The following is a 24,514-nucleotide window of genomic DNA, read 5'->3' on the forward strand; positions in this document are numbered from 1 at the left end:
GGGCGGAAGGTTTAGCGGCTGACGAGCGAGGTCACGGCGTCGACCACGTTGTAGAGGGCGAAGTCGCTGATGCTGGTGAAGAGGCCGAGCAGCACGCACGCGACGATCACGACGATCGTCGAATCCTTGAGCTCGGACTTGGTCGGCCAGCTGGCTTTCTGCAGCTCGCCAACGAGCTCGCTGGCGAAGATGCGGACGGTGCGGAAGGGATTGGCCATGGGAGCGGAAGTGAGAGGAGGCGGGAGGTGGCAGGCGCGGAGGGAATCGAACCCCCAACCAACGGTTTTGGAGACCGCTACTCTACCAATTGAGCTACGCGCCTGTGGTTATGATTCTATTTCTTTTAGACGACACAGCCGGGACCCCCAAAAGGAGCCCCGGCAGCGTCAGTCGGAAGAGGTTAAGGACGCTTATTCGACGATCTCGGTCACGCGGCCGGCACCGATGGTGCGGCCACCTTCGCGGATGGCGAACTTCTGGGTCTTCTCCATGGCGATCGGCACGATCAGGTCGATGTCGACGGCGATGTTGTCACCCGGCATGATCATCTCCACGCCCTTCGGCAGGTTGACGACGCCGGTCACGTCCGTGGTGCGGAAGTAGAACTGGGGACGGTAGCCGTTGAAGAACGGCGTGTGGCGGCCGCCCTCGTCCTTCGAGAGGACGTAGATCTCGGCCTTGGCCTTCTTGTGCGGCTTGATGGACTTCGGGGCGGCGATGACCTGGCCGCGCTCGATGCCTTCCTTTTCAATGCCGCGGAGCAGGATGCCAACGTTGTCGCCGGCCTGGCCCTGGTCGAGGAGCTTGCGGAACATCTCGATGCCGGTGACGACGGTCGTGGTCGTGTCCTTGAGGCCGACGATCTCGACGGTGTCGTTGAGCTTGCAGATACCGCGCTCGATACGGCCGGTCGCGACGGTGCCGCGGCCGGTGATCGAGAAGACGTCCTCGACGGACATCAGGAAGGGCTTGTCGAGCTCGCGCGCGGGTTCGGCGATCTCGTTGTCCAATGCCTCCATGAGCGCCTGAATCGCGGCCAGGCCCTCGGGCTTGCCCTCGAGCGCGGCGGTGGCGGAGCCACGGATGATCTTGGCGGCCTTGCCGTCGAATTGATACTTGGTGAGGAGATCGCGGATTTCCTCTTCGACGAGCTCGATGAGATCCTTGTCGTCGATGAGGTCGACCTTGTTCAGGAACACCACCAGCTTCGGCACGCCAACCTGGCGGGCGAGGAGGATGTGCTCGCGGGTCTGCGGCATCGGGCCGTCAGCCGCGGAGACCACGAGGATGCCACCGTCCATCTGGGCGGCGCCGGTGATCATGTTCTTGACGAAGTCGGCGTGGCCGGGGCAGTCGACGTGCGCGTAGTGGCGCTTATCGGACTCATACTCCACGTGGGCGACCGAGATCGTGACGATCTTGGAGGCATCACGCACGGTGCCGCCCTTGGCGATGTCCGCGTAAGTCTTGACCTCAGCAAGACCCTTGCGGGCCTGCGCGGAGAGAATCGCGGTCGTCAGGGTCGTCTTGCCGTGATCGACGTGACCGATGGTGCCGACATTGACGTGCGGCTTCTTGCGTTCGAATGTTCCTTTAGCCATATGGAGTAGTAGTTTAGTTAGGTATTGAAGTTGTTGATCTTGATTAACGTCGGAGATCAGCGACGCCCCCTGGAGCCCAGAACCGGATTCGAACCGGCGACCTCGTCCTTACCAAGAACGTGCTCTACCAACTGAGCTATCTGGGCAGACCAAGTCATTGGCAAAAAACAAAGAGAACGACGAAGAAACGATTCCCAAAATGGACCGTCAACTAGATTCTTACAAATTCCCCAAAAAACCTTAAGGCCCCACCAAAACCCGATAACGGCCTGGGTTCAGACGTTCGCCCAGCCGGAGAGTTTTTACAAGATAGGATCGGAAAAAGGCGTCCACTTCTTCCCACCCCGAGCCGCTCGTCACGACGGGCTCCCCCACTACTCCGGCATTGCTGATTAAGACTAGAAATTCCAACGGGGCGTAATCCAAGCGGGGCGGAGAAAATCCGCTAAGAGATTGATCTATAATTGGTTTGCTATCATTGAAGCCCCGGACCTCCAAAAAACCAACCCGGACCGGCAAGCTCGGCCGGGCCACATCGATCTGCCCAAACCCGGCGAAAGGCGCCTCGTTGCCTTGGGCGAGAACGTCCGACAGCTTTTCCGGCGCTGGCGTGGTTTCAGCCCCGTAGAGCTTCAACTTCTGATCGGCAAAGGTCATGACCGGGTCAAAGCTACCGAAAACCTGCCCCGGCTGCCGGCGCAGCCTGGCCGGCAACGGCCGCTGGCCGTAATTCCATTCCGTCGGGAAAAACAGCGGCTTGGGGTCATACAGCTGCGCCCGCTCCCGGAGAATCACATCATCCGGGTTTGTGCTGGCGCCGGTCAGCCGCACGAATGGCACCGTGATCGCCGGCGTTACGGCCATTGCCGGCGGTTTGGTCCGCATCCCCATCCACCACATACCGGTGACGGCGATCCCGCAGGCCAGGCTGACCCAGACGCGTCGCTTCACCTCGATTTTGCCGATGCGCATCGTTCCTCCCGTCTATCGCGGCGCCGCCGCAGGGATGGGGGACTCCGTTGGCACGACAATGTAAGCGAAGCCCACGGCCTTGGCCATGGTGCACAAATCCAGAATCGACTGCCACGATACCTGCCGGTCCGCATTCACCTGCATCACGGCACCCGGATGTTTTTTGATGTAGGCTTCCATTTGCTTCCTTAATTCCGTCATGGAATAAATACCATCCTCGAACATGACGACGTTGTCCCGCTGGTAGCTCACCACCACGTAGGTGGCCCCGGCGCCCACAGCCGGCTGGACCGGCACTGCTGCGCCATCCGTCCCCACCCCGATCACTATGCCGGGCGCAAGGACGAAGCGTGAACCCAGCAGGCTGAAAAACAGCACAATCATCCCGACATTCACCCACGCGACGAAATTCAGGTCGCGCGGCGGCGGACTCATCCGCGACTCCAGGTCGAGCGGGCGCGTGATCATTTTTTCTCCCCGGGATCGCCGCGGTAGTCGCGCAGCAAAAAACGCATGAGTTCGCTGCCCGCCCATTCCATGTCCTGCACGAGCGCCCGCACGCGGCCCGTGAGAAAATGCCGCGCCAGGAGCGCCGGGATCGCCACGACCACGCCGGCCGCCGCCGTGAGCAGCGCCTCCCACATGCCACCGGCCAGCACGACGGGCGTCGCGTAGTTGCCGCCCTGGTTGAAGAGCCAGAAGGTCTTGATCATCCCGAGGAGCGTGCCCAGCAGCCCGAACAACGGCGCGATCTGCGCGATGGCCGCGAGCGCGCTGATGCGCCGCTCCAGCACCGGGATCTCGACGATCGCCGCCTCCTGGATGGCGAAGCGCATCGCCTGCTCGTCGTCCGTGGCGTGCCGCAGCCCGGCCTTCACGACCTTGGCCACCGGCCCGGGCGTCTCTTCGCACAGGGTCAGGGCCTCCATCAGCCGCTGTTTCTGCAGCAGATTCTTGATGCCGCCGAGGAATTCCGTCGAACGGATCTGGCCGCGGTGCAGGAACAGCGCGCGCTCGATGAAAAGGACGATCGCCGCCAGCCCGAGCAGGACAAGCAGCCACATCACGGGGCCGCCCTTGGCGAAGACACTGTAGCTGAAAGCCGTCATGGGGTGCCGCGCATCATGCGACGGGGCCGGGGCGCGTAAATGCCAAAGCTCGTCACGGCTTGGTCCCTCCCGCCGCGCCGAACCGGGCCAGCTTGGCCTGCGCCTGCGCGGCGCCGGCGAGCTTATGGTCCACGATCAACTGGTAGGCGCGCTGCGCCTCGTCGAGCCGGCCGGCATCCTCGTGGATCTGGCCCAGCTCGAGCAGCGCGCGCGAAACCCAGTAGCGCCCCTTGGCGCCAAGCTTCGCCGCCTGCGCGGGGTCGAGCAGGAACGCGTCCACCACCGACCAGAACACCGTCTGCGCCTTGGCCGGCTGCGTGCGCTTGGCCAGCGCATAGCCCCACTTGTAGCCCGCCTCGGCGCGCAGGTCGACCGGCGCCGACGGCAGGTCGCGCAACCGCTCGAAAATCGCCGCGGCGCTCTCGTAGTTCACCACGCTGTTGGCCCCCTGCGCGAAGAGGCTGTCGGCCAGCGCGAGCTGCGCGAGCAGCACGTCGGGATGGAGGCTGTAGTTGTTGATGAGATCCTCATACACCTGCCGGGCCTGCGGGAAAAAGTTCAGCTTCCGCAGCAGGTCGCCCTGCTTCAGCCGCGCATAGAACACCAGTTCGTCCCGCGGGTAGGTCTTGATCAGCGTCTCCAGCAGCTTGTTGGCCTCCTCCAGCTGCCGGTCGAGGCCCTGCCGCTCGAGGTTGAGCGCCGCCTCATACAGCGCCAGCGGGGCGTATTCGCTCTGCCGGTATTCCGGCGTGTCCACGAAGCTGATGAGCACGCGCTGCGCCCCGGCCATGTCGCCGCGCTGCGTCAGGTGGCCGGCCTGCACCAGGTAGGAATACTGGGCCGCGGCGGTGGTGCGGTAATCGGCGCGCAGCTGGTCGAGCAGCGCCACGCCCTCGGTGTCGCGGCCGAGCGCGAGCAGCGCCTGGGCCTTCAGCAGCTGGGCCGTGCTGGTGACATTGACGCGGAGCGCCTCCTCCAGCGGCCCGCCCTTTTGCAGCAGCGCCAGCAATTCGTCCGCCTGCCGCAGCGCCGTGTCGGGCTGGCTGTTGTCGAACGACAGCTTGGCGCGCAGCCACATGAGCCGGATGCGCAATTCCTCCGGCACGCCCTGGGCGCCGCCGGCCAGCAACCGCTCCACGCGGGCCTGGGCCGCCGCCGCCTGGCCGCGCGCCTGCATCTCCTTGATCAGGTTCCATTCCGCCTGCCAGCGGCTCAACGCATCGAAGCCGGCCAGCGTCGAGGACTCGTCCAGCTGCTTCGCCGCCGCGTCGAGCTGGTCGGCCCGGATGTCGGAGAGCACCCGTTGAAAAATCAGGGTGCCGGCTTTTTCGACCGCCGGCAGCTCGTGCAGCGCCGCCGCGTAGGCGTCGGCGGCGTTCTTGTAGTCCTCCGAGCGGAAAAACGCCTCGGCCAGCAGCACGCCGAGCTCGGCGTGCTCCCGGCCCTCGGGGATGACCGCGCGCAGTTGCACGGCGACGTCCGCCGCCGAGCGGTAGCGCTTCAAGTCCCACGCCACCGCCAGCCGCACGCCCAGCGCCTCGGGTTTGAGCGGTGAGCCCGGATAACGTTCCAGCAAGGCCCGCGCGTCCTCCTCGGCGGGCGCGTAATCCTGGTCCACCAGTGCCGCCCGCCCCCGCGCCAGGATCAGGTCCTCGATGATCGGGTGTTGGGTGGGTGCGCTGATGAGGTCGCTCAGGTCGCGCCGCAGTTGGAGGCGCTCCGCCGGAGTCTTCGCCCCGCGCGCCAACAGCTGCAAAGCCAGTCGTTGGGTGTCCGGCCGCTGGCCGTCGCGCAGCAGTTGCCGGAAGGCCTGGTGGCCCGCCACGCTGCCCTCGCCGGCGATGAGCCCCAGCATCAGGCCGAGCTGGTCGGCCGCGTCACGCTCCGTCGGCGGCAGCACGGACAGCTGGCGCTGTAGCACCGCCTGCGCCTCCGCCGCCCGGCCAAGGCCGGCCAGCGCCGCCGCGTAGGTGCGCACATAGGTGTAGCCGGTGCGCTGGCCCTGGAAACGCTCCATGTTGCCCCGCAGGGTCGCGAGCTGGGCTTCGTTGGCCCGCCCCAGGCGCAGCCGCGACTGCTCCTGGCCGAGCACAAAGCGCGCGCGCTGCAGATCCGACACCGCGGCCCGCCCCGCCTGGTCATAAAGATTGTTCGCCGGCACGATCTCGCCCTCGGCATCGGCCACGCTGGCCTGCAGGAAAAGCCACCAGCCGCGGTCGGCCGCCGGCAGGTCATCGGCCTTGCCCGCCGCCAGCGCCGCCTTGGCCGCGGCGGTGCGCCGGCCCGTCACGGCAATGAGGCCGGCGCGCAGCTGATAGGCGGTGTTGCGCGGGCCGTCGTAACCCTGCAGCGTGCTTTCCGCCGGGCCCAGCTCGCCGGCATCAAGCAGGGCCGTCACCAGCGCCAGGGTCACCCGCTGCTTCGTCTCCGCCGGCAACGCCGGATCGCGCAGCAGTTCCCGGAAACCGGCGGCCGCCGTCGCGGGAAACCCGGCCTGCAGCGCGGCGTTTGCCCGCCCCTCCGCCACGATCCAGCCGCCCGGCACCAGCTGGGCCGTGGCCTGGTCGGGGACCAGCGGGCTCGGTCCGGCCACCTGGGCCGTGAGCCGCGCGGCGGCCAGCGACAGCGAAAGCAAGAGGAGGCGCGCCAACTTCATATGAATGGCTTGAGCGTGCAGCCCCGGCCCCGGGTGGCAAGCCTCGGGCGGCGGCGGGCCGGTTGAAATTATCCCCCGCCGTGTAACGGAAAACTTCTCGCGCCACCCCGGGGCATCGGGCAACCTACGCCATCAGTCCCAACCCAATCACCCTATGAGTGCTGTTCTGATCGTTCTCGGAGTCCTGCTCCTTGTCGCTGTCGTCCTCGGCCTGTGGGTCGCGGGCATCTACAACTCGCTCGTCACCCTGCGCAACCGTTTCAAGAACGCCTTCGCCCAGATCGACGTCCAGCTCAAGCGCCGCTACGATCTCATCCCCAACCTCGTCGAGGTCGCCAAGGGCTACATGAAGCATGAGAGCGGCACGCTCGAGGCCGTCATCAAGGCCCGCAACGTGGCCTACGCCGCCTCCCAGGCCGCCGCCGCCAACCCGGCCGACGCCGGCGCGGTGAAGAACCTCCTCGGCGCCGAGTCCGGCCTCGCGGGCGCGATGTCCCGCCTCATGGTCGTCTCCGAGCAATACCCCGACCTCAAGGCCAACCAGAACATGATGCAGCTCATCGAGGAGATGACCTCCACGGAAAACAAGATCTCGTTCGCCCGGCAGGCCTACAACGACTCGGTCATGACCTACAACACGACCCGCGAGTCCTTCCCGACCAACGTCCTCGCCGGCATGTTCAACTTCGCCGAGGCCCAGCTCTTCCAGATCGAGAACGCCGCGGAGCGCGCCGCCCCGCAGGTCAAATTCACCTGAGCCATGCTCAACACGACCAACCCCTCCCTCGCCGGCCAGCGGGTGGTGAAAGAACTCGGCACGGTGCGTGGCATCGTCGTCCGTTCGCGCTCGATCATCGGCAACCTCGGCGCCGGCCTGCAGACGATCTTCGGCGGCGACATCTCCCTCTACACCGAACTGTGCGAACGCGCCCGGCAGGACGCCTATGAGCGCATGTGCGCCCACGCCGCCGCGCTGGGCGCCAACGCCATCATCGGCTTGCGCTACGATGCCACCGAAATCGGCACCGGCATCACCGAGGTGCTCTGCTATGGCACGGCGGTCGTGGTGGAGCCGGCCCTCTAGGAAAATCCACCGGGCATGGACTTCTTCGAGGCCCAGGAACACGCGCGGAAGCGGACCCACCGGCTTGTCTTCCTCTTCGTGTTCGCGGTGCTCGGCACGATCCTGGCCGGCTACGCGGCCGCCTGGTTCCTGCTCGGCAGCGTTGGCTCCTACCAAGGCTATGGCCGGCGGATTTACCGCGAGGAGGTCTCGTCATCCCGGCCGCTGTTCGACCCGAAGCTTCTCCTCGCGGTCGCCGGCGGCACCGTCGCCGTCGTCAGCCTCGCCTCGCTCTACAAATGGTCGCAGATGCGCGAGGGTGGCGCGGCCATCGCCGAGCTGGCCGGGGGCCGGCCACTCGACCCGAAGACCACCGACCTCCGCGAACGGAAGCTGCTCAATGTCGTCGAGGAGATGGCCATCGCCTCGGGCATCCCCATGCCGGCCGTCTACGTGCTCGAGGACGAGCCCGGGCTCAACGCCTTTGCCGCCGGGTTCACCACCAGCGACGCCGCCGTGACCGTCACCCGCGGTGCGCTTGACAAGCTCACGCGCGACGAGCTGCAGGGTGTCATCGGCCACGAATTCAGCCACATCCTCAACGGCGACATGCGGCTCAATGTCCGCATCACCGCCATCGTCTTCGGCATCCTCGTCATCGGTCTGCTGGGCCGCGGCCTCCTGCAGTCGCTCGGCCGCGGCCGGGTCAGCGGGGGCGACGGGAAGAAGGGCGGTGGCATCGCCGGCCTCCTCGTCGTCGGCCTGGCGCTGATGATCATCGGCTACGTGGGCTACTTTTTCGGCCGGCTCATCCAGGCCGCCGTGTCCCGCCAGCGCGAGTTCCTGGCCGACGCCTCGGCGGTCCAGTTCACCCGCAACCCGGGCGGCATCACCGGCGCGCTCAAGAAAATCGGCGGCTATGCCATCGGTGGGAACGTCATCGGCGGGAACACGGCCGAAATCAGCCACTTTTTCTTCGCCCAGGCCTTCCAGTCCAACTTCGGCGGACTGTGGGCCACCCATCCGCCGCTCGACGAGCGCATCCGCGCGGTCGACCCGTCATGGGACGGCAAGCTCTTCGAGCCCGAGCAGGTGGTGGACATCGCCCACGAGTCTTCCGCCATCGCGGGCTTCGGGGGAGGCCAGCGATTTTCCGCCGCCGAGACCCTCGAACGCGTGCAGGCCGCCCCCGCCGACCTCCCCCCGGTGTTGCCCGTGAAACCCATCGCCTTCAAGCCGGTCAAGATCGTCGCCAACCTCGGCGCGCTTACCGAGGCGCATTTTCGCCACGCCCAGCAGCTGCTCGACAACATCCCCGCCCGGCTGCGCGAGTCCACCCGCGATCCGGTCGCGGCCCAGGTGCTCGTCTATGGCCTGTTGCTCAGCGGCGACAAGGCCGCGCGCGACCTCCAGCAGGAGCTCGTGGCCAAGCACGCCGGCCCGGAAGCCGCCGCCGCGCTCGCCGCGCAGCGCCCGGCCCTCAGCCTGCTCGACGCCGAGGCGCGCCTGCCCCTGCTGCAGCTGGCCCTGCCGGCATTGCGGTCGCTCGATGCCACGGCACTCGATCGTTTCTTCACCACGCTCGATGAACTTGTGCATGCCGACGGCAAGGTCACGCCGTTCGAATACGCCATGCAGAAGTTGCTGCTGAGCCAGCTGCAGCTCGCGCAAAAGCCGGTGCGGCGCGTGCAATTCGATTCGTTCGACGCCGTGAAGGGCGAGATCGGCGTCGTGCTCTCCGCCCTGGCCTACTTCAGTCCGAAGGATTCCGCCGGCGCCTTTGCCGAGGGCGCCGGGCAGATGCCCGTCATCCGCGACCAGCTCACCCTTCTGGCACCGGCCGCCTGCGGCCTGGAGCAGGTGGATGCCGCGCTCGACAAGCTCGCGGTCAGCAGCATGCCCATCAAACAGCGTCTGCTGGTCGCCGCCGGTCATGTGATTGCCAGCGACGGCACCGTGACCGTGGAGGAAGGCGAGCTCTACCGGGCCTTCGCCGCCACGCTTGACTGCCCGATGCCCGCCCTGGGCCAGACGATCTGATCAGCGGTGCTGGACCGGCGGTTCCGGCGGCGCAAGCTTGGGCTCCGGACGAAGCCACGCGATCAGCAGCGCGACCATGATCGAACCGGCGATCAGGCTGCGGGCGTAGAGCTTCCGCTTCGCCTGGTCGGGCAGCCAGAGCGGCTCCTTCTTGCTCAGCCACGAGAACAGGAAAATCGGGATCAGGAGCACGTAGAGCCAGTGGATCCCGAGCGCCGCGAGCAGGTGGTGAAAACCGCCCGCGATCGACGCCCCGAGCAGCACCGAGGCGAACAGCAGCGCGAAGGTCACGCTGTTGCCCTTGAACCCGCGCCAAAGCCAGAGGGGATTGACCATACGACAATACAAGCGGTCACCGCCCCTGCTTGCAAGCCGGCCGCCAGCGGCCATGCTGGCGGTCGTGTCACTCGTCGAAAAGCAGTCCCAGCTTGTGGCCGATTACGAGATCATCCCCGACCCGCAGGAACGGCTCGCCGCCGTGGTCGACCAGGCGCGCAAACGCCCGCCCCTGCCCGACACCGCCCGCACCGAGGCCAACCGCGTGAAGGGCTGCGTGTCACTCGCGTGGATCGTCGGCGAGCTGCGCGACGGCCGCTGCTTCTTCCGCAGCGACGCCGATTCGCCACTCGTGCGCGGCCTGCTCGTGCTGCTGTGCGATTTCTACAGCGGCGCCACGCCCGCGGAGGTGATGGCGACCGAACCCGCCCTTTTGGAGGAGCTGGGGCTCGCCCGCAACCTCTCACCCACCCGGCTCAACGGGTTGCGTTCGGTCCGGGCAAAAATCCGTGAATTCGCCGCGGCCGCCGCCCAAGCCCCTTAGGGCGAAACCTTGCTCTAGGCCCCCCCGTCATAAGGCTCAACCAGTCACCCCGATGTCCGACGACCATCATCACCATCATCATCCGTGTTGCGGCATTTCGACCAACCCCGCGGACTATTTCCTGACCCGCCGCCAGTTTCTGAACCGCGTCGGCATGGGCGTGGGCGGCCTGAGCCTCGCCGCGCTGCTCGACCCGCTCAACCTGGTCGCCGCCCCCGGCGACATCGTCACGTCGGCCGGAAACCCCATGGCGCCTCACGCGCCCCAGTTCCCGGGCAAGGCCAAGGCCGTCATCCACATCTTCGCCCAGGGCGCGCCGTCGCACGTCGATACTTGGGACTACAAGCCGATGCTGACGAAGATGAACAACAAGACCATCGGCGGCGACGGCGTGGCGATGGGCTCGCCGTTCAAGTTCGCCCCCTACGGCAAGTCCGGCCTCGAGGTCAGCGAGCTGTTTGCCAAGACCGCGGCGCATGCCGACGACCTCGCCGTCATCAAGTCGATGTATACCGACATTCCGGCGCACGAGGTCGCCACGGTGTTCATGAACACCGGCTCGCTCCGCATCACCAAGCCCAGCCTCGGCGCGTGGACCGTCTACGGCCTGGGCAGCGAGAACCAGAACCTTCCCGGCTTCATCTCCCTGCGCACCGGCGGGCTGCCCCCCGGCGGCGCCACGAACTACGGCTCGGCCTTCCTGCCGGGTGTCTACCAGGGCACCAGCGTCAACACCCAGGCGCAGAATGTGCAGCAGATGATCCAGAACATCCGCAACAACTATGTCTCCAAGGCCGAGCAGCGCCGCCAGCTCGACTTCATCCACTCGCTCAACGCCCTCCACGAGGAAAACCTGCAGAAGGACGCTGCGCTCGAGTCGCGCCTCCAATCTTCCGAGATCGCCTTCCGCATGCAGGCGGAGGCCACCGATGTGTTCGACATCAACAAGGAGCCGGCCGACGTCCGCGCCGCCTACGGCAACAGCCAGCCGGGCAAGCAGCTGCTCATCGCGCGCCGCCTCGTCGAGCGCGGCGTGCGCTTCGTCCAGGTCTGGCACACCGGCTGGGACCACCACCAGGACCTCGAGGACCGCATCACCACCAAGGCGGGTGAGATCGACCAGCCGCTGGCCGCGCTCCTCACCGACCTCAAGCAACGCGGCCTGCTCGACTCCACGCTGGTCATCTGGGGCGGCGAGTTCGGCCGCAAGCCGACCAAGGACAAAAACGGCGGCGAGAATCCCGGTCGCGACCACAACGCCAAGGCCTTCTCCGTCGTCATGGCGGGCGGTGGCGTGAAGGGCGGCGTGGTCCACGGCGCGACCGACGAATTCGGCGCCGCCGCGGTGAAGGACAAGGTCCACGTCCACGACCTGCACGCCACCATCCTCCAGTGCATGGGCTTCGACCACACGAAGCTCACTTACCGTTTCAACGGCCGCGATTTCCGGCTCACCGACGTGGCCGGCAACGTCGTGAAACCCATCCTCGCCTGACCATGCGCCGCATCCTTGTCGGAACCAGCCTGCTCGCGGTCACGCTCGCCCGCGCCGCGGATATGCCGGCGGCCATCGCGCCCACCCCGGCCATCTCGGCCGCCGACCTGCAGTTCTTCGAGACGAAGGTCCGTCCGGTGCTCACCGAGGAATGCTACCAGTGCCACAGCCACCAGGCGGACCGCATCAAGGGCAAGCTCATGCTCGATTCGCGCGACGCCGTGCTGCTCGGCGGCGTCACGGGCCCGGCGATCGTCCCGGGCAAGCCCGACGACAGCCTGCTCATCCAGGCCATCCGCTATACCGACGAGGATTTGCTGATGCCCCCGAAGGAGCACGGCGGGAAGCTGAGCGACCAGCAGATCGCCGACCTCACCGAGTGGGTGCGGCGCGGGGCGCCCGACCCGCGCGTGCCCGTCATGGCCGCCAGCGGCAAATCCTACGGCGGCATCGGCAAGGCCCACTGGGCCTTCCAGCCGGTCAGGAAACCCGAGGTGCCCGCCGTGAAGGACAACTCCTGGGTGCAGTCGCCCCTCGACCATTTCGTGTTGGCGAAGCTCGAGTCCGTCGGCCTGCATCCGAATCCGATCGCCGACAAGCGCACGCTCATCCGCCGCGTCACCTTTGACCTCACCGGCCTGCCGCCGACCGAGCCCGAGATCCAGCGCTTCATCGCCGACGACTCGCCCGGCGCCTTTGCCAAGGTCGTCGACCGCCTGCTCGACTCCCCGGCCTACGGCGAACGCTGGGCCCGCTACTGGCTCGATGTCGCCCGCTATTCCGACACCAAGGGCGACGCACCGAAGCGCAACGACCCGCGCTACCCGCATGCGTGGACCTACCGCGACTATGTGATCGATGCGTTCAACCGCGACAAACCCTACAGTCAGTTCATCCTCGAGCAGCTCGCGGCCGACCGCCTCGTCGTCGAGCAGGAGGACAAGGCCAAGGCGAAGAAAGTCGAGCCCCCGACGGACCGCAGCGTGCTCGCCGCCCTGGGTTTCCTGACGCTCGGCAACCAGTTTGACGGCCGCCGGGATGACGTGATCGCCGACCAGATCGACGTCACGACCAAGGCCTTCCTCGGCCTCACCGTCGCCTGCGCCCGTTGCCACGACCACAAATTCGACCCGATCCCCACCAAGGACTACTATTCCCTTTACGGCGTGTTCGCCAACACCGTCGAACCGCCGCGCGTCACCGCGGAGCCCACGCTGTTCACCAAGCTGCCCAAGACCCCCGAGCTGGTCGACTACATGGCCAAGTCGGAGGAGCTGAAGAAAAAGGAGGAAGATCTGCAGGCGCAGTTCGCCGAGTTCCGCCGCAGCCGCGACCGGGATCCGCAGAAACGTCGCGATCTCGCCCGCGAAGAGGGCCTGCTGCAGCGCCAGGTCGGCGACCTCGAGATGGAGCACCCCGGCGCACCCGCCCGGGCCAACGTCGTGCTCGATGTACCCCGGGCGCATGACTATCCCGTGCTGCTGCGCGGCGAGGTGCAGAACAAGGGCGACACCGTGCCGCGCCGCTTCCTCGAATGCCTTGCGCCCGACCCCAAGCACCGCCCGGAGTGGAACAAGGGATCCGGCCGCGTCGACCTGGCCAAGGCCATCGCGGACCCGAAGAACCCGCTCACCGCCCGCGTGTTCGTGAACCGGCTGTGGCAGCAGCATTTCGGCGCCGGTTTCGTCGGCACGCCCGACGATCTCGGCAACATGTCCGTGCCGCCCGCGAACCCCGAGCTGCTCGACTGGCTCGCCACGCAGTTTGTCGAGTCCGGCTGGTCCATCAAGCAGCTGCAGCGCACCATCGTGCTCAGCAGCACCTATCAGCAGTCCAGCGTGGCCAATCCCGCCGCGGTCGCGCTCGACCCCGACAACAAGCTGCTCTGGCGGGCCAACCTTCGCCGCCTCCAGTTCGAGGAGGTCTACGACTCGCTCCTCGCCATCGCCGGCACGCTTGATCGCACGGTGGGCGGCAAGTCCGTCATGCCCTCCAGCGACTCGTTCGGCACCCGGCGCTCGCTCTACACCTATATTGACCGCCGCAATCCGCCGGAGCTGCTCACGCAATTCGACTTCCCCAATCCCGACACCCCCTCCGGCAAGCGCTACGAAACCACCGTGCCGCAACAGGCCCTTTTCCTGATGAACAGCCCGCTGGTCATCGAGACCGCGCGCAAACTCACGCACCGGCCTGAGTTCGCCGCGCTGGACACCGACACGAACCGCGTCACCTCGCTCTACCTTGCCATCTTCCAGCGCCCACCCACGGACAAGGAGGTCGATATCGGCGTCCGCTATGTGCGCGCCAACCCGGCCGGCAAGGCGCTCGACGTGCCCGAGCCCGTGGCCCAAAAAACCGCCCGCGAGAAAGCCATCGAGGACCGCAAGGTCCGCCAGGCCGCACAAAACCCCAAGGGCAAATACGCCGCCGACCAGCGCCCCATCGGCAGCAACATCATGCCCGCCGGCCCGGAGGACGCGTGGACCAAGCTGGCCCACGCCCTCTTTCAGACCAACGAGACGATGTTCGTGAACTGATCCGGACCCTTTGACTTTCGGGCCGGCCGCGGCTTCCGTAGGGCACGTTCACCGTGAATCTCTACGACGCCCACCAGCATTTCCATTTCGAACAGCTGACGCCGCACCGCGCCGCCATCGTGCACGACCTCCAGGCCGCCGGGGTGAAGGGCGCCGTCGTCAACGGCACCAACGCGGAGGAGTGGCCCGTGGTGGCCGCGCTGGCCCGGGAATATCCGTGGGTCGTGCCGAGCTTCGGCGTGCATCCGTGGGACGCGGGCAACCGCGCGCCGGACTGGCTCAAGAAGCTGAGGGCCGCGCTCGAGGCGAACCCGGGCGCCGGGGTCGGCGAGATCGGCCTCGACCGGTGGCTGCTTGAGCTCAAGCCGGACGATCCCCGCGTCGCCGGCCTGCGCGTGGCGGAGCTGGAGGAACAGACCGAGGTCTTCACCGCGCAGCTGGCCCTCGCCGCCGAGTTCAACCGCGCGCCGTCCATCCACTGCGTGCAGGCCTGGGGCGCGCTGCATGATGCGCTGAAGAAGGCGAAGCTGCCGGCCCGCGGTTTTCTGATCCACGGTTACGCCGGCCCGGCCGAGATGATCCGGAATTTCACCGATCTCGGCGCCAGCTACTCCTTCAACATCCAGCTGCTGGAACCGCGGCACAAGAGCCGGCTGGAGAATTTCCGGCACATCCCGGTCAAGCGCCTGCTCGTCGAGACCGATGCCCCGACCAAGCCGCCGGCGGGCGAACTCAACCGCTTTCCCCTGCCGCCGGCCGCGGACGGCTCCGCGGTCAACCATCCCGCCAACCTCGTCGTGACCTACGAGCAGCTGGCGAAGCTCCGTCACGTGCCGCTGGCGACCCTGGCCCCGCAGGTGGAGCAGAATTTCAAGAGGCTGTTCCTGTAGGGTCGCCGCTTGCGGCGACCATCGGACGTTTTATCCCAAGGTCGGCGCAAGCACCGACCCTACGGCCAAGGCAATGTTCAGCGGTTGTTCGGCGGAGGAGAAATCCGGAACAGATAGCCCAGGCCGGGCACCCACTCGACCAGCACCATCCGGGCGACCAAGTCATGCCCGAAAGCCGGATCGACAGGCATGGTCAGGGAAACCTGTTCCGCCGGCACCCGCGGCACCGGTTCCGGATAAAGGAAGTATTGCAGCAGCAATTCGTGCCGGGAGAGATCCTCGACCACCTGGGCCGTCTCCCACGGGCGGACAAATTGCGGCAGATACCACCAGTGCCGCCCGACCCGGGCGGCATTGAAGAAATGCAGCACCCCGCCCCCGGCGCCGAGCACGACCAGCCGGCGCCTGGCACCCTCCGCCAGTGGCGCCGGTTTTTCCTGGATGAGACGGGCCAGATTGCCGATCCGCGCGGCCTCGGAACCATGAAACCACAAGTGCTGGCCGTTGGGCAGTTGGAGCGACTCCGCCTGCCATTGCTTTTCGATGCTCCAAGTATCGAGCCATTTGTCCATCTGCCAGGCCGTCACGGGCAGCAAGGCCAGGACGATCAAGCCCCGGCCCCAGCGGAAGCGCACCTCGCCCACCAGGGCGACCGCCGGCCAGGCCATCCAAGTATGCGCCAGGATGTTCGAGGGCGTCCGGAACAGGAAGGTGCAACCAACTGCAAAATAGAGCGGCAGAAACAGCAACGCACAGTCGACGCGATCCGGCGCCACGCGGTTTTTGACCGCCCGCAGGACGACGAAAGCCGCCAGCCCCAGGCCCGTGATCACGGGCACATAGTGGAGATAGGAGTCGCCCCATGACTCGAACCGGGGCCAGCGACCCGAAGTGATTTCCTCGTAATGCGCAAGCATGTGCGCGGGCCACAACTGCTCCCCCACGGCAATGGGGCGCAGGCGGGCCAGCAACCAGCCGCCATAGGCCAGCACCACCGACCCGTAACCGGCCAGCATCATCCCCAGCCCCTGGACCAGCCGCGACCGGCGATCCGCCACCGATCGGTCCAGGCCGATCCGCAGGCACCACAGCAAGACCACCACGACCCCCGCCGCCACATGCGGACCGAAACGGACCAGCTGGATCGCGCCGAGCGCCAGGCCCAGGCTGAGCGCACTCCTGGCTGTCGGGCGTTCCGCGGCTAATAACCAGGCGACAGACACCAACAGCATTGCCTCCACGGCGCTGTGTGGCCCGGTGAAGTGACTCAGCAAACCCGGGGCGGTTATCGCCGGCAGCAAACCAAGCAGCCCGCCAAGCCACGCGATCCCCGGGCCCACTTTGCGCGCGGCCATGACCACCAATCCCGTCCAGGCCAGGGCGGTGGCAATGCCGGCCGCCAGCACGAGCACCAAGGGGGTATTGCCTGCCAGAGAGGCAAACAGCGCATACCATCCGATGGCCAGCGGCCCATACTGCCAGGCCAGCTCACTATACAAGTGCTCGCCGGCCAGCACCCGGCCATTCGCATACATGAAGGACCCCTGGTCGAAAAAAATGAACCGCGTGGCGTCAAAGGTCTGGCCGGGAATGCAGCCGAGATAATAGACCAACCACAGGACCAGCGTGCCGCCAAGCAGAAGGCCGAAAACCAGCGGGGTTCGTATCACGCTCTTGTGACTGAACATCGTCAGCATCGATTTAGGCTCTCGACGGACGCATGTCGAAGTTTCCTTTCCGCCGGCTCCCGCTCAGCCGAGCGCGATCCGACGCACCACTTCGCCGGCCGCCGCGAAGCCGAACGCCCCGGTGATGAACACCGCCGTGCCAAAGCCGGTCGCGCAGTCGAGCCGCAGGTTCGAGCCTTCTTCCGGCTCGGTCGCGCAGGTGCCATCGGCCCACGGAAAGACCGGTTGCTCCTGCGAGGATACGCAGGGGATGCCGTAATGGTTGCCCTCGCCCTTGGCGAAGCCGTGGTCGCGCCGCAGCTTCTTGCGCACCTGGCGCAGCAGCTCGTCCCCGTGCCCGTCGCCAAAGTCGGTCACGACGATCTTCGTGGCGTCCCGCTTGCCCCCCGCCGAGCCGACCGTGAGCACCGGCTGGCCACGCTTGGTGCACTCGGCGATGAGCAATGCCTTGTTTGACATGAGATCGACGCAGTCCACCACCCAAGTGTAGCGCGGAGCCAGCAGCTGCTCCGCCGTCTTCGCGGTGAAATATTCGCTGACGGTCGTGACCGCGCAGGCCGGGTTGATCAGCCGCACGCGCTCGGCCAGCGCCGCCACCTTGGGCCGGCCGATGTTGCCGTCGAGTGCGGGCAGCTGGCGGTTGACGTTGGTCAGGCACACGTCGTCCAAATCGATCAGCGTGATGGCCCCGACGCCCGATCGCGCCAGACCCTCGACCACCCACGAACCGACGCCGCCCACGCCCACGACGCAGACGTGCGCCGCCTGCAGCCGCGGCAACGCCGCCGTGCCATAGAGCCGGCCCAGCCCGCCGAAGCGCTGGAGATAGTCTTCTGTCATCTGTAGCGGCGGTCTATGACCGCCGACCACCCGGTTCGTCAATACCCGGCGGGCATAGACCGCCGCTACAGGATCGCTTGAATCGCCGCGATCGCCGCGGCCTCGCGGGCCGCCCATTCGCCGCGGATATCCACAAAGGGCAGATGCCGGCGCTCGAGCGCGCCCCGCCAGACGCGCCGGCATTTTTCCCGGTCGGCGGGATCGGGAAAACAGCGCTGCGGGTCAGGCGCGAACGGCACGTCGGTGTCGAGCAGCAGGTAGAGGGCGTAGTCCCGGCAGCGCTTTTCCGCGCCGCGCCGGACCTCATCCGGGCAGGTGCCGTAGAGCAGGTCGCTCCAGAGCATCGTCGTCAGCGCGTCGGTGTCGCAGATGACCAGCCGCTCCGCATGAGCCGCGGCCTCGTCCTCGCGCCGCCATTGCTCGCGGGCGATGGGCAGCATGTCCTCGAGGCCGAGCGCGCCCTGCTGGTCCCAGCGTTCGCGGGCATATTCGGCCACGACCGGCGCGCGGAAGTGCGTGCCGAGTTTTTCCGCCAGGCGGGTCTTGCCCGTGGACTCGGTGCCGCAGACCGCAATGCGCAACGGCCCGCTCATACCGCCGCCCCCCTCATCGCTCGGTGCCAGACCCGCCAACCGACGAGGCCCATGACCAGATAGATGGCGTAAAGGAACGCCGTGTAGGCCAGCTCCGCACTCCAATACGAGGCGACCGCCGCCAGGTTCACGACCGCCCAGAGCGCCCAGTTCTCGATGTTCTTGCGCGCCTGGAGCACCTGCGCGGCGACACTGAAAATCGCGATGAAAGCGTCGCGCCAAGGCATGACGGCGTGCATCACCGGCCCGACGGCCAGCGCCCAGAGGGCGGTAGCCGCCGTGGCTATAACCAGGGTTAGCACCCGACCCCGCCCGGGCAGCTTCGTGATGGGCAATTCGGGTGCGGCACCCCGGTCCTTGACCCAGTGCCACCAGCCCCACGCCAGCGCCACGAAATAGAAGACCTGCAGCAGGGCGTCCGCCGGGAAGTGGCTCTGGTAGAAAAGCACCCCCTGCACCGTGACCGCCACCAGGCCGACCGGAAACGCCCACAGGCTGCGCCGGATCATCAGCCCCACGCCGATTACACCCAGCACGAGGTTGACCTGATCCAGCGGGGTGGCCGTGGTCAGCCCGGTCCAGATGTTCTGCCAGATGGCCTGCATGCGCGGAGTCAATCGCCGCGCCCTGCCCCGACGCAAACCCTCAGTGCGGTCATCCCTTGAGCGTCTGCGTCAGGTAGGCTTCCATCGCTTCGCGGGTCAGGGTATGGCCGGCGGCACAGCGCGGGCATTCGACGCGGATGGTCTCGCCATCGCCGAACAGCCCGTCCGGATCCGCCCGGAACGCCGGGGCGATGGCCCCGAGGATCTTCTGCTGGGTGCAGCCGCAGTGCCAGCCGTAGTTGCGGCTCTGGATGCGCCCGACCGTCTCGGCCGCGCCGGGATTGCGCACTCCCTCGACATCCACCGAGGCAAACCACGCCAGGTCGCAATCCGGCTGGGCCACGAGCATGGCGTAGCTGTCGTTCCCCAAGTCGAAGAAGCGGACGGGCTGCTGCTCGCTGCGTGCGTAGTAACCCGCCACGGCCGCGAACACGTCGCTGCCCTGGAAGTTGACCACACTGCGCCGCGGCTCGACGCCGCGCCGGGGCACGATGTCGCTGAAGAAGACGTTCTCGGCGGCCTCGCGCACGTTCTCGGTGAACAGCCGGCCGGTGACCGTGCAGTCCTCGTTGTCGCCCGCAAGGAAGACGTTCAGGCGCGGCTCCTGGAAATTCAGCGTCCAGGCGAGGTGCTCGTTGAGCGGCCGCGAGGCGCAGTGCAGCGTGAAAGCCGCCAGCGCGGTCTTGAAGAGCGCCGCCTGTTCCGGCGTATAGCGCAGCTTGTGGTCCGCCACATGCAGGTAGAAGTCGGTGAACAGCAAACCGAGATCGGCGCGCACGAGCATGGCGTTGCGATGGCGGACAAAATCCACCGTCACGATCACTCCGTTCAGTTCCTGGGTCGGTTGGTCGGGCATGAGGGGAGTGTATGCAGAAATGCCGAAAGTCCAGCATCCCCCTGTTCGACCCGGCGGTCCTGCGCGGGATCACTGCGTTCAGCAAGACGTCCGAAATCAACGGTTGCCTTGCCCCGGGTTTATCGGGAAAAGGACATCGCCATGTCCGCTACCCCCCCCCGCGCGCCTGTCGAGGAGGAGCTGTCGCTCCCCTTGTTTTTCTTCACCGTCGTTGTCACTCTCGCCGGGCTCTATGGCCTGTTCTGGCTGCTGGCGCCGGCCTCCGTCTGGTTCGTTCAGATTGGCACCACCGTCTGGCAGTTTGCCGCCGCTTTCCTGCTGATGAAGCTGTTCAATTGCTTCATGGAGTTCTTCTTCCACCGCTACGTGCTGCACAAGCCCGTGGTGCCGTTCCTGAGCCGCTTCTACCGCCAGCACACGCTGCACCACAACCTGACACGCATCGGTCGCCGGCGCACGCCCGGCGGCAAGGAGGTGCCCTACGTCGAAAACCTCTATCCCATCACCGAACCGCACCAGAAGGAGGCCTCGTTCTTCCCTTGGTTCACGCTGGTGGTCTTCGGCTGCATCATGACACCCATGCTGGCGCTGCTCCAGTGGCTGGTCCCGTCGCTCCCGTGGTTCCTTGCCGGCTATGCCGCCATCGCCGTGTCGCTGGTGTTCTACGAAGTCTTCCACGCCATCGAGCACTGGTCGTTCGAACAATGGGCCGGGCTGATCGAGCACCCGCGCTGGGGCCGGTTCTGGCGCAAGGTCTACAGCTTTCACCTCCGCCACCACGCCGTGATCGATTGCAACGAGGCCATCTCCGGCTTCTTCACCGTGCCGGTCGCCGACTTCACCTTCAGCACCTGGATTTTCCCGAAATCCCTCTACACCGACGGCGGCGAGTGGGAGTCCTCCGAGTTCACCAGCCCGCGCCCGTGTCGCTTCATCCGCTGGTGCGACGAGGCGTCGAACAACATCGTGCGCAACCGCCGCCTCGCCGCGCAGGGCGCCCCCCTCGAGCCCGTGATCGCCCCCGAGCCCGTCCGCATGCACACGCGCCTCGAACGCCTCGCCCACGGGCTCACGCACGGCCTCGGCCTCGCCGCCAGCGCGGCGGGTCTCGCCCTGCTCGTGGCTTTTGCCGCCGTCAAGGGCGACGCATGGCACCTGGCGAGCTTCAGCGTCTTCGGCGTCACGCTTGTGCTGCTCTACACGGCCTTTGCCATCTATAACCGCCATGAGACGGCCGAGTGGAAGCTTGCCGTGCGCAAATACACGCACGCCGCCATCTTCCTCGTCATCGCCGGCACGGCCACGCCGTTCCTGCTCGTCTCCATGCGCGGCCCGTGGGGCTGGTCGCTCTTCGGCGTGGTCTGGGGCCTGTGTACCGCCGGCGTCGCCCTGCAGCTGATGTTCCGCGGACGCTACCGCGTCGTCACGGCGGGGGCCTACCTGCTCGTCGGTGCGCTCGCCGTCATCGCCATCAAGCCCGTGATCGCCCTGCTGCCGGCCGGCGGACTGTGGCTGGTGGTGGCCGGCGTACTCTGCTACACCGCCGGCATTGCCTTCTACCTGTGGCGCCTGCCCCGTTTCGACCAGCTGCCGCGCCAGCTCTGCTTCCAGGCCGGCAGCGTGTGCCACCTGCTGGCCGTGCTGCTGTTCGTGCTGCCGGCGCAGGGCTGACGCCGCTCACTTCTTCTGGATCACGCCGTGATCCTGGAGCTTCTTGACCTTCGGCTTGATGACGAACGTGCAGTAGCCCTGGTTCGGGTGCTGGTTGAAGTAGTCCTGGTGGTAGTCCTCGGCGCGCCAGAATTTCTTCAGGGGCACGATCTCCGTGACGATCGGGTCGCTGTAGTTCGCCTGGGCGGCAAGCTTGGCCTTGCCGGCGGCGACCTGCTGCGCTTCGTTCTCGTAGAGGATGACCGACCGATACTGGTCGCCCTCGTCGGCGCCCTGGCGGTTGAGCGTGGTCGGGTCGTGCGCCTCGAAGAAGACCTCGAGCACCTTCTCGTAACTGATGACCGCCGGGTCGAACTCCACCCGGATGACCTCCGCGTGGCCCGTGCCGTGGCCGCAAACCTCCTCGTAGGTCGGGTTGGCGGTCGTGCCCCCCGCATAGCCGCTCGTGCTGTGGATGATGCCGGGCAGCCGCTGGAACACGGCCTCCATGCACCAGAAGCAGCCGCCCCCGAAGGTGGCGAACTCGTGGGACGACGCGGGTTTGGGCTGAGCCTGGAGGGTCATGGCGGAGAAAAGGGTCAGGAGGGCGAATACGGGGCGGACGTTCATGAACGTGGGAGCAGGCTAGCCGGTTTTTATTCCGGCGCAACCTGTCAAACAGCCAAACCCTTCCCCGCGGATTACACGGATCAATGCCGGATAAACTTCATCCGCGTCCATCTGCGCCATCTGCGGAAATTCCGTTCCTTGTCTTTTTCAGGCGATAGATTTGCCTTGGTCCATGGATGACCCGCGCCTCGACAAATGGCTCTGGAGCGTGCGCGTCTTCAAGACCCGCGCCGAGGCCACGGCCGCCTGCCGTGCCGGCAAGGTCCTGATCGGCGAACTCGAGGCCAAGCCCGGCCGCGACATCCATGCCGGCGAAACGGTCACCGTCCGCGTCGGCGCCATCACCCGCACCTTGAAGGTTGTCGCCCACCCGCGCTCGCGCGTCGGGGCGAAGCAATTGCCGGAATTCATAACCGACCTGACGCCGGCCACCGAATACGAGCGTGCGCGGCAGGCCGGCATCGAGCACATGCTGGCCCGCGAACGCGGCAAGGGCCGTCCGACCAAGAAGGACCGCCGCGAGATGGGCCGGCTGTTTAATTGGTAGGGCGAGTCGTCTCGACGAGCAGCGGCGGAAAACTGAAGGGCCCGCGTCTCTGCGGGCCGCGGTTCGCAGGGACGCGAACCCTCCAATGTCTACCGCGTCAGCTTGCGGTATTTGATCCGGTGCGGTTGGTCCGCGTCCTTCCCCTTCCGCTTCTTGAAATCCTCGAGGTAAGCCGAGTAGTTGCCGGCGAACCAGTGCACATAGCTGTCACCCTCGAAGGCCATGATGTGCGTCGCCGTGCGGTCGAGGAACCAGCGGTCGTGGGAAATGATCACGGCGCAGCCGGCGAAGCTTTCGAGCGCCTCCTCCAGCGCCCGGATCGAGTTCACGTCGAGGTCGTTGGTCGGCTCGTCGAGCAGGAGCAGGTTGGCGCCGCTCTTGAGCACGCGGGCCAGCAGCACGCGGTTGCGTTCGCCGCCGGAGAGCACGCCGACCTTCTTCTGCTGGTCGGCGCCGGTGAAGCCGAACTGCGCACAATAGGCCCGGCTGTTCACCGAGCGCGTGCCGAGCACCATGACTTCCTGCTCGTCGCTGATGACCTGCCAGATGGTCTTGTTGCCCTCGAGCGAGTCGCGCGACTGCTCGACGTAGGCCGACTTCACCGATTCGCCGACCTTGAAGCTGCCCGCGTCGGGTTTCTCCAGGTTGGTGATGAGCTTGAAGAGCGTGGTCTTGCCCGCGCCGTTGGGGCCGATGATCCCCACGATGCCACCCGGCGGCAGCGAAAACTCCAGGTTCTCGAACAGCAGCTTGTCCCCATAGCCCTTGGCCACCTGCTGCGCCTGCACGACGAGCGTGCCGAGGCGCGGACCCGGCGGGATGATGATCTCGAATTTTTTCTCCTGCTCGGCAACGTCCTGCTTGAGCATGGCCTCGTAGGCGCTGATGCGCGCCTGGGACTTGGCGACGCGCGCCTTCGCACTCTGCCGGATCCACTCGAGTTCGCGCGCCATCGCCTTCTGGCGCTTGCTCTCGGTGCGCTCGGCCACGGTGGCCATGGCCTGCTTCTGCTCGAGCCACGAGGAGTAGTTGCCCTTGAACGGCAGGCCGTGCCCGTGGTCGAGCTCGAGGATCCAGCCGGCGACGTTGTCGAGGAAGTAGCGGTCGTGGGTCACGGCGATGACCGTGCCCTCGTAGCGCGACAGATGCTGCTCCAGCCAGTTGACGCTGTCGGCGTCGAGGTGGTTGGTCGGCTCGTCGAGGAGCAGAATGGACGGCTTCTGCAACAGCAGGCGGGCGAGCGCGACCCGGCGCCGCTCACCGCCCGAAAGATTATCGACGATGGCCTCGCCCGGCGGACAGCGCAGCGCGTCCATCGCCTGCTCGACCATCGGGGCGACATCCCAGGCCCCGAGATGGTCGATCTTTTCCTGCAGTTTGGCCTGCCGGTCGGAAATGGCGTCCTTCGCCTTGTCGTCGGCCGCCTCGGTGAGTTCGTCCCAGGAGGCATCATAGGCCGCGGTGAGGTCGGTCAGGTGCTTCACGCCCTCCTCGACACAGACGCGGACCGTGGCGCCGGGCGTGAGCGCCGGCTCCTGCGGCAGGAAGCCGACGGTGTAGCCCGGCTCGAAGTGCACGCGGCCGTCGATCTCGGTGTCGATCCCCGCGAGGATGCGCATGAGCGAGGACTTGCCGGAGCCGTTGAGACCGAGCACGCCGATCTTGGCGCCGTAATAGAACGACAGGGAGATGTCGCGGAGGATTTCCTTGCGCTCGATCTTCTTCGAGACGCCGAGCATCGAGAAGATGATCTTGGGTGCTTCAGGCTGGGCCATGAGGGGACGGGAAAGTTGAGAGTTGAGCGCTGATAGTTGATGAACCGGCAAAGGCAGACAAGCTGCCGTTACACATCCCGGTATTTTGTAGCGGCGGTCCATGACCGCCGTCACGGCCCGCAACCTATCCCCGGCGGTCACAGA

At 66.6% G+C, this 24,514-nt stretch carries 23 protein-coding genes and 2 tRNA genes; 9 read left to right on the top strand and 16 right to left on the bottom strand.

Annotated features, from left to right (window positions below; genetic code table 11):
• Nucleotides 1-11: 11 nt before the first annotated feature.
• The 8 genes from secE to BLU29_RS04255 form a co-directional block, all read right to left on the bottom strand.
• Entirely contained in the window at nucleotides 12-218 is a 207-nt protein-coding gene (gene secE, locus BLU29_RS04220; protein ID WP_091055396.1) for a preprotein translocase subunit SecE, read from the bottom strand.
• Nucleotides 219-246: 28 nt separating this feature from the next.
• Nucleotides 247-322 (bottom strand) — tRNA-Trp (locus BLU29_RS04225).
• Between the two features lie 88 nt (nucleotides 323-410).
• Nucleotides 411-1,601 carry an elongation factor Tu gene (tuf, locus tag BLU29_RS04230; protein ID WP_091055397.1) on the bottom strand — a complete coding sequence of 397 codons (1,191 nt, stop codon included), beginning with the start codon at nucleotides 1,599-1,601 and terminating at the stop codon, nucleotides 411-413.
• Nucleotides 1,602-1,671: 70 nt separating this feature from the next.
• Nucleotides 1,672-1,747: transfer RNA gene (locus BLU29_RS04235), tRNA-Thr, on the bottom strand.
• Between the two features lie 94 nt (nucleotides 1,748-1,841).
• On the bottom strand, nucleotides 1,842-2,573 hold the full coding sequence (locus tag BLU29_RS04240) for a hypothetical protein (protein WP_091055399.1): 732 nt from the start codon (nucleotides 2,571-2,573) through the stop codon (nucleotides 1,842-1,844).
• A gap of 12 nt (nucleotides 2,574-2,585) precedes the next feature.
• Nucleotides 2,586-3,041 carry a biopolymer transporter ExbD gene (locus tag BLU29_RS04245; protein WP_091055400.1) on the bottom strand — a complete coding sequence of 152 codons (456 nt, stop codon included), beginning with the start codon at nucleotides 3,039-3,041 and terminating at the stop codon, nucleotides 2,586-2,588.
• A complete protein-coding gene (locus tag BLU29_RS04250) occupies nucleotides 3,038-3,682 on the bottom strand; it encodes a MotA/TolQ/ExbB proton channel family protein (protein WP_091055402.1) in 645 nt (214 codons plus the stop codon). The genes BLU29_RS04245 and BLU29_RS04250 overlap by 4 nt, the downstream gene beginning before the upstream one ends.
• A gap of 52 nt (nucleotides 3,683-3,734) precedes the next feature.
• Nucleotides 3,735-6,338 (bottom strand): tetratricopeptide repeat protein, encoded by a 2,604-nt coding sequence (locus tag BLU29_RS04255; protein ID WP_091055404.1) that lies wholly within the window; start codon nucleotides 6,336-6,338, stop codon nucleotides 3,735-3,737.
• A 154-nt stretch (nucleotides 6,339-6,492) separates the two neighbouring features.
• Between BLU29_RS04255 and BLU29_RS04260 the strand changes: the two genes are divergently transcribed.
• Genes BLU29_RS04260 through BLU29_RS04270 form a run of 3 tightly spaced genes read left to right on the top strand, consistent with a single transcriptional unit; the run spans nucleotide 6,493 to nucleotide 9,441 of the window.
• Nucleotides 6,493-7,095, top strand: a complete 603-nt coding sequence (locus tag BLU29_RS04260; RefSeq protein WP_091055405.1) for a LemA family protein — start codon at nucleotides 6,493-6,495, stop codon at nucleotides 7,093-7,095.
• A gap of 3 nt (nucleotides 7,096-7,098) precedes the next feature.
• Nucleotides 7,099-7,422, top strand: a complete 324-nt coding sequence (locus BLU29_RS04265) for a YbjQ family protein (RefSeq protein ID WP_091055407.1) — start codon at nucleotides 7,099-7,101, stop codon at nucleotides 7,420-7,422.
• Nucleotides 7,423-7,437: 15 nt separating this feature from the next.
• Nucleotides 7,438-9,441 carry a M48 family metallopeptidase gene (locus BLU29_RS04270; RefSeq protein ID WP_091055409.1) on the top strand — a complete coding sequence of 668 codons (2,004 nt, stop codon included), beginning with the start codon at nucleotides 7,438-7,440 and terminating at the stop codon, nucleotides 9,439-9,441.
• Here the strand turns inward: BLU29_RS04270 and BLU29_RS04275 are convergent, their stop codons facing one another.
• Nucleotides 9,442-9,777, bottom strand: a complete 336-nt coding sequence (locus tag BLU29_RS04275) for a hypothetical protein (protein ID WP_091055410.1) — start codon at nucleotides 9,775-9,777, stop codon at nucleotides 9,442-9,444. It abuts the gene before it with no gap.
• A gap of 64 nt (nucleotides 9,778-9,841) precedes the next feature.
• Here BLU29_RS04275 and BLU29_RS04280 point away from each other — a divergent pair, with 64 nt between their 5' ends.
• The 4 genes from BLU29_RS04280 to BLU29_RS04295 are packed head-to-tail and all read left to right on the top strand — an operon-like array spanning nucleotide 9,842 to nucleotide 15,186.
• Complete coding sequence (locus BLU29_RS04280; RefSeq protein ID WP_091060895.1) at nucleotides 9,842-10,261, top strand: SufE family protein; 420 nt, start codon at nucleotides 9,842-9,844, stop codon at nucleotides 10,259-10,261.
• A gap of 52 nt (nucleotides 10,262-10,313) precedes the next feature.
• Nucleotides 10,314-11,756 (top strand): DUF1501 domain-containing protein, encoded by a 1,443-nt coding sequence (locus tag BLU29_RS04285; RefSeq protein ID WP_197677763.1) that lies wholly within the window; start codon nucleotides 10,314-10,316, stop codon nucleotides 11,754-11,756.
• 2 nt (nucleotides 11,757-11,758) lie between these two features.
• Nucleotides 11,759-14,296 (top strand): PSD1 and planctomycete cytochrome C domain-containing protein, encoded by a 2,538-nt coding sequence (locus BLU29_RS04290; protein ID WP_091055412.1) that lies wholly within the window; start codon nucleotides 11,759-11,761, stop codon nucleotides 14,294-14,296.
• Nucleotides 14,297-14,349: 53 nt separating this feature from the next.
• Nucleotides 14,350-15,186, top strand: a complete 837-nt coding sequence (locus BLU29_RS04295) for a TatD family hydrolase (protein WP_091055413.1) — start codon at nucleotides 14,350-14,352, stop codon at nucleotides 15,184-15,186.
• 77 nt (nucleotides 15,187-15,263) lie between these two features.
• Here the strand turns inward: BLU29_RS04295 and BLU29_RS04300 are convergent, their stop codons facing one another.
• The 5 genes from BLU29_RS04300 to BLU29_RS04320 all read right to left on the bottom strand — a co-directional run bounded on the left by BLU29_RS04300 (nucleotide 15,264) and on the right by BLU29_RS04320 (nucleotide 19,768).
• Complete coding sequence (locus tag BLU29_RS04300) at nucleotides 15,264-16,883, bottom strand: hypothetical protein (RefSeq protein WP_091055415.1); 1,620 nt, start codon at nucleotides 16,881-16,883, stop codon at nucleotides 15,264-15,266.
• A 54-nt stretch (nucleotides 16,884-16,937) separates the two neighbouring features.
• Entirely contained in the window at nucleotides 16,938-17,714 is a 777-nt protein-coding gene (locus tag BLU29_RS04305; RefSeq protein WP_091055416.1) for a tRNA threonylcarbamoyladenosine dehydratase, read from the bottom strand.
• A gap of 65 nt (nucleotides 17,715-17,779) precedes the next feature.
• Nucleotides 17,780-18,307 carry an ATP-binding protein gene (locus BLU29_RS04310; RefSeq protein WP_091055418.1) on the bottom strand — a complete coding sequence of 176 codons (528 nt, stop codon included), beginning with the start codon at nucleotides 18,305-18,307 and terminating at the stop codon, nucleotides 17,780-17,782.
• Nucleotides 18,304-18,912: a nicotinamide riboside transporter PnuC gene (gene pnuC / locus BLU29_RS04315; RefSeq protein WP_091055420.1), complete on the bottom strand. Its 609-nt coding sequence runs from the start codon at nucleotides 18,910-18,912 to the stop codon at nucleotides 18,304-18,306. Before pnuC ends, BLU29_RS04310 begins: the two co-directional genes overlap by 4 nt.
• Before the next feature lie 49 nt (nucleotides 18,913-18,961).
• Nucleotides 18,962-19,768: a disulfide bond chaperone gene (locus tag BLU29_RS04320; RefSeq protein WP_231962307.1), complete on the bottom strand. Its 807-nt coding sequence runs from the start codon at nucleotides 19,766-19,768 to the stop codon at nucleotides 18,962-18,964.
• Between the two features lie 141 nt (nucleotides 19,769-19,909).
• On the opposite strand from BLU29_RS04320, the gene BLU29_RS04325 reads away from it, so the two are divergent.
• Complete coding sequence (locus BLU29_RS04325) at nucleotides 19,910-21,439, top strand: hemolysin III family protein (RefSeq protein WP_091055423.1); 1,530 nt, start codon at nucleotides 19,910-19,912, stop codon at nucleotides 21,437-21,439.
• 6 nt (nucleotides 21,440-21,445) lie between these two features.
• On the opposite strand, the gene msrA is transcribed toward BLU29_RS04325, so the two are convergent.
• Nucleotides 21,446-22,003, bottom strand: coding sequence for a peptide-methionine (S)-S-oxide reductase MsrA (gene msrA, locus BLU29_RS04330; RefSeq protein WP_091060900.1), 558 nt, complete (start codon nucleotides 22,001-22,003; stop codon nucleotides 21,446-21,448).
• 217 nt (nucleotides 22,004-22,220) lie between these two features.
• On the opposite strand from msrA, the gene BLU29_RS04335 reads away from it, so the two are divergent.
• Nucleotides 22,221-22,595 carry a S4 domain-containing protein gene (locus BLU29_RS04335; protein ID WP_091055424.1) on the top strand — a complete coding sequence of 125 codons (375 nt, stop codon included), beginning with the start codon at nucleotides 22,221-22,223 and terminating at the stop codon, nucleotides 22,593-22,595.
• An 89-nt stretch (nucleotides 22,596-22,684) separates the two neighbouring features.
• Here the strand turns inward: BLU29_RS04335 and ettA are convergent, their stop codons facing one another.
• Nucleotides 22,685-24,370: an energy-dependent translational throttle protein EttA gene (gene ettA / locus BLU29_RS04340; protein ID WP_091055426.1), complete on the bottom strand. Its 1,686-nt coding sequence runs from the start codon at nucleotides 24,368-24,370 to the stop codon at nucleotides 22,685-22,687.
• Nucleotides 24,371-24,514 lie beyond the last annotated feature (144 nt).

The sequence above is a fragment of the Opitutus sp. GAS368 genome, from assembly GCF_900104925.1.
In the GTDB taxonomy this organism is placed as follows: Bacteria; Verrucomicrobiota; Verrucomicrobiia; order Opitutales; family Opitutaceae; genus Lacunisphaera.